This is a genomic window from Streptomyces aurantiacus, assembly GCF_001418335.1.
Classification (GTDB): Bacteria; Actinomycetota; Actinomycetes; order Streptomycetales; family Streptomycetaceae; genus Streptomyces; species Streptomyces aurantiacus.
Genome location: NZ_LIPP01000536.1, coordinates 1 through 4552, shown reverse-complemented (window position 1 = coordinate 4552; position 4552 = coordinate 1). Strand labels below are relative to the sequence as shown.

The window sequence follows — 4552 nt, the reverse complement described above, 5'->3', positions numbered from 1 at the left end:
CCCCCAAGGACCCCGCCCCCAAGGGCCCTGAGGCCAAGGATCCTGAGACCGAAACCTCTAAGAGCGAGAAGACTCCTGACACCGAGAAGACCTCCGACACCACAACGCCCGACCGCGGCGACCCGGTGCCGCTGGAGACCCAGCTCGAACGGCACCGCCCGGCCCGGCTGTTGACCGGCCACGACGCCCGGCCCCCGGGCCCGGCGCCGCGTACCGTCACCTTCGAGGACGGCAGCCGGCTGCCCACGGTCCTGATCAACCCCGACGCGGACCCGGACGACGGCACCCCGGGCGGTCGGCGGCACAAGACCAGGGGACCGCGCCCGACCGGCCTCTTCACGGGCCCCGGCAAGACCACCCTGCGCTCGCCCGAGCAGGTGGCCCAGCAGATCATGGGCAACCTGCCGAAGAAGCTGCGCGACCAGTTCGACGAGGCGGAACTGCTGCGCCTGCTGACCGACCAGCCCGGCGCCTTCACCGCCCCGCGCGGCGCGCGCTTCGTGGGCCGGGAGAAGTCCGGGGTCGGCCACGAGATGACGGTCGAGGCCATCCCGTACCACCGCTGGGAGCGCTTCACCGACGTGAACGGCGCCACCGTCCGGCTGGACACCATGCGACGCGGCCAGGCCGGTACGGGCGGCGGGCGCAGCGTCGGTGTCGGGCGCCGGATCGCCGGGGCCCTGAGCATGGGACCGCCGCTCAACTGGCTGCTGAAGATCGGGCTTTCGCTGGGCTGGACCCGCAAGACCGACTACACGCAGGGCTCCCAGGCGTTCAACCAGACCGAGTGGCGCGGCTGGGAGGGCTCGCATCTGCACCTGGACGACGTCCACTACCGGGTACGGGTGGAGCGTGTCACCGAGGCGCCGAAGGCCGGCGGTTCGAGCAGCGCGACACCGAGCCGCCCCAACCCGTCCGCGCCGCGGCCCAATTGGCGGCGTACCCAGGTGCACAACGCCAACTTCGGCATGCGGGACGGGCTGAGCTGGCGGCTGCCGGACGACCTCACCGTGCCCTACAAGGGACCGCGGCGGGCCCCGAAGACCCTCACCTTCCCGGACGGGGTCGAACCACGGATCACCGACACCACCGGGCTGCACCTGGTGGACCCGCCGGAGGACGTGGCGCTCGCCATGTCCGGAGCGAGGCCCGGAAGTTCGGCGCACCGCACCCTGGTCTCGTACCTCCGTCCGGGGCGGCTGCTCCCCCTGTTCGGGCGGTTCTCGGGGCCGGTCACCGGGCCCGAGCTGACCCGGGGCAGTGGACAGCACCCGCTCGGGCACCTGATCGTGGAACGGTCCGTCCCGAACCGGGCCACGCTGGTCACCGAGTCGGTCAAGGCGGAACTGCGCGACTTCGTCCAGACCACGTACCAGAACGAGCGCGGCCACGCCCGTGACACCCGCCTCGGTCTGCAGGTCACCGCCGGACCGAACTACACGCTCACGGGACCGGAGACGGACGTGCGCCTCCAGGGCGGCCCGCTGGTCCGCGCGGACTTCACCGTCGGGCGCGGCCACAACCTGGGCACCGACGCGGCCCGCAAGACCGGCGGCCGGATCCGTAACCACCCGGTCGCGCTCTACCGGGTGGAGCGCACCTTGATGGTGCGCAAGCCCGGCGAACTGCCGTCCGCGGCCCGCCCGGTCCGGGTGGTCAGCCTCGACTGGATCTCCACGCAGGACGCGCGCCGCCTCGCGGGCTGGGACAGCCGCACGCCAGGCCGGACGGGGCCCCACCCGGACGCCGAGCCGTCGGTGCCGTGGTACCTCACCCGGGAGGACCCGGTCCACCTGAGCGGCCAGGTCCGCGCGGAGGGCTTCCGCCCCGACCGCCCCCAGACCCAGCCCCAGACCCAGCCGCAACCTCCGGCGCAGCCGCAGCCGCAGCCGCAGCCGTCGAACCAGAATCCACCGAGCCAGAATCCACCGAGCCAGAACCCGCAGACCCAGCAACCCGCCGCCCCGCAGGACCCCATGCGGGCCTTCACCGACGCCGTTCTGGATACGCTGCACCGCTCGTACCCGTCGCTGTTCGTCCCGCCGTTGATGCTGCGGCATCCGCTGCTGGCCAAGTTCTGGTACGGCGACGGGCGGATGCGGACCGCGCTGCACAACGACCGTCAGGTGCGCGAGGCGCTGAACCGGCCGAGCCTGGCGCAGAGCCTGGACGACCTGACCACCACCGGAGTGCCGGTCACCCTCACCGAGGACGGCAAGGTGCGCCGCGGCCACCACACCCTGATCCTCAAGGCGCGCCTCACCGACCGGCAGTTCGAGACCACCATGAGCGAGCGCTCGCTGCGCAACGCGGTGATCGGCACCGAGATCTCGGGCCAGGGCGAGCAGGCGTCGGTCACCCTCTCCGGCGGTGTCGATATGGGTGTCTCGCCGCGCGACCACGACAAGGTGCCCGAAGCCGGGCTGCCGCGCCAGACGGGCAACGTGTCCGTCGGCGTGCGCTACGCCAGGACCGACCAGAGGACCACCCGGAACACGGTCGCGGTCGTCCACGATCACCTGATGTTCCAGACCGGCGCCGACCTCTACAGCTACCAGGTGGAGCTGGGCGCCTCCTTCGAGGGCCACCGCCGCCCGCGCGGCTGGGCGCGGCTGGTCACGGTCGGTCTGCTCGGCGCGGGCGTCTTCGTCAGCAAGGTCGAGGAACGGCCGCTGTTCGCCCGGGGCAGCGAGACCGTGGGCCGGGTGGAGCTGGCCGTGCCCGCCGCGCACGGCTCCGATCGCCACGCCCCGGTGGATCCGCCGCCCGGCGGCCCCGCTCCGGCGCCCACGCCCGCCTCCGCAGCGCGAGGGCTCTCCGCCGCCGAGGCGGACCAGCTTCTCGACGGCACCCGCCCGCTGCCGAGGTCGGACTCCGCCGACCGGCGGCTCACCCTGAAGCTGCTGAGCACCCCGCACGTGGTGCTGAGCGCCGAGGGCGGGCGACAGCGCCAGCAGCTCATGCAGAGCACCGCCGACCGGGCCACCGGCACCTCCTGGCATGTCAGCGCGCCCGGCGCCCCGGTGCGTACCGCGCTGCGCCGGGCGATGGCGGACCTCAGCGTGGCCGGTCAACTCGGCCAGTATCTGGGCCCGTTCGGTTCCCGGATCACCGGACTGTTCGGAGCCGGGCCGCTCCAGAGTCACTACATGAAGGCCGCGGTCCGCGGGGAGTTGTCCAACATACGCGTCAAGAGCGACCCGAAGGCGGCCAGCCTCGAAACCACCATCGGCAACGAACACCGCGTCGTCGGCAGCGCGAGCACCGTCTCGCACACCACCCTCGGCCTCCAGGGCTCCGACACACCGCTCCAGCAGGCCCCGGGGCAGCAGGCGGTGGCCGGCACCTATTCGTCCGCGTTCCAGTACACGTGGAGCAAGGGCCGCGGCGTCGCGCAGACCCTCACCCGGGGGCGCAACACCACCCTCGCCTTCACCGGCCGGATGTACCTGGTGGTCGCCGACGCCACCGAGACCGTGGCGGTGCGCGACCGCTGGACGGCCGCGATGGGCACGGTCGGCACCCGCGCCGGGCACGGGATCAGCTCCGCGGCGGGCCGGCTCTCCCAGCGACTCGGCCGGCGTCTCGCGCCACGCCGGGCCGCCGCCGGGCTCCAGCGCATTCGCGACGCGGTGATGTTCCATCTGCCGATGCAGGACGTCATCGAGGCCGGGCTCGCCCCGGACGGTCTGGGCACCACCACCCCGCAGAACCTCGGCGGGGGTTACCGGGTGCCCGGCTTCCTGCGGCGCCGCCGCTTCCCCAGCCACCCCAGCGGCCAGCTGGACGCGAGCCGCGAGGCGCATCGACTGCTGCGGCAGCTGGAGCAGATCGGGGTGCCCTCGCACGACCGGGAGCAGGTCCTCCAGCGGCTCTCCCCGGACTTCCTCCGCGGCCACCTGCACGAGCTGACCACCGGCGGGCTGACCCTGCCCGTCCGCTACCGCACCTGGTCGAGACCGCACCACCTGCCGGTCGGCGGCAGCCCAGGGCGGCTCCGGTTCGAGCTGTTCCCGGTCACCACCACCGTGGAGAAACTGCGTACCGGCTTCGAGCTGGAGGACTACCGCACCATCGCCCGTGACAACCTCTCCGGTGTCTCCCAGGACCGCGGCGCGGATGGCACGCTCGGCGCCAGCCAGCGGGCGGCGGGCGAGGGCATCCTCACCGCCAGCCCCTCGGCCCAGGGCACCGCGGCCAAACAGCGGTCGAGCAACCGGACCGAGGCAAACGGCAGTACCTCGATGCCGGTCATCACCACCGTCCAGGCGCACGCCGAGATCGTCACCAGCTACATGCTGAAGGTCTCCATGACGGACGCGACCGGCGCGAACCTCGCGCCCCACATCGTGGCCCAGGTCGGCAGCCTCAACGAGATCATGTCGGTCAGCCTGCTCACCCCGGACGGCGCCGGCGCGGACGGCACCCTCACGGAGCAGGACGTGCCGGACCCGGAGCGCGCGGTGAAGATGCTGACCAACGCCCAGGCCCGCCCGGACGGCATCGCCGCCTGGCGCACCGCCCCGTCGGCCACCGCCACCACCGCCACCAC

1 pseudogene is annotated in these 4552 nt (G+C 73.1%); it reads left to right on the top strand.

Features of this window, described 5'->3' with window-relative positions:
- Positions 1 to 98: 98 nt before the first annotated feature.
- Positions 99 to 4552, top strand: a pseudogene (locus tag AOK01_RS40010) (hypothetical protein); the annotation flags it as partial.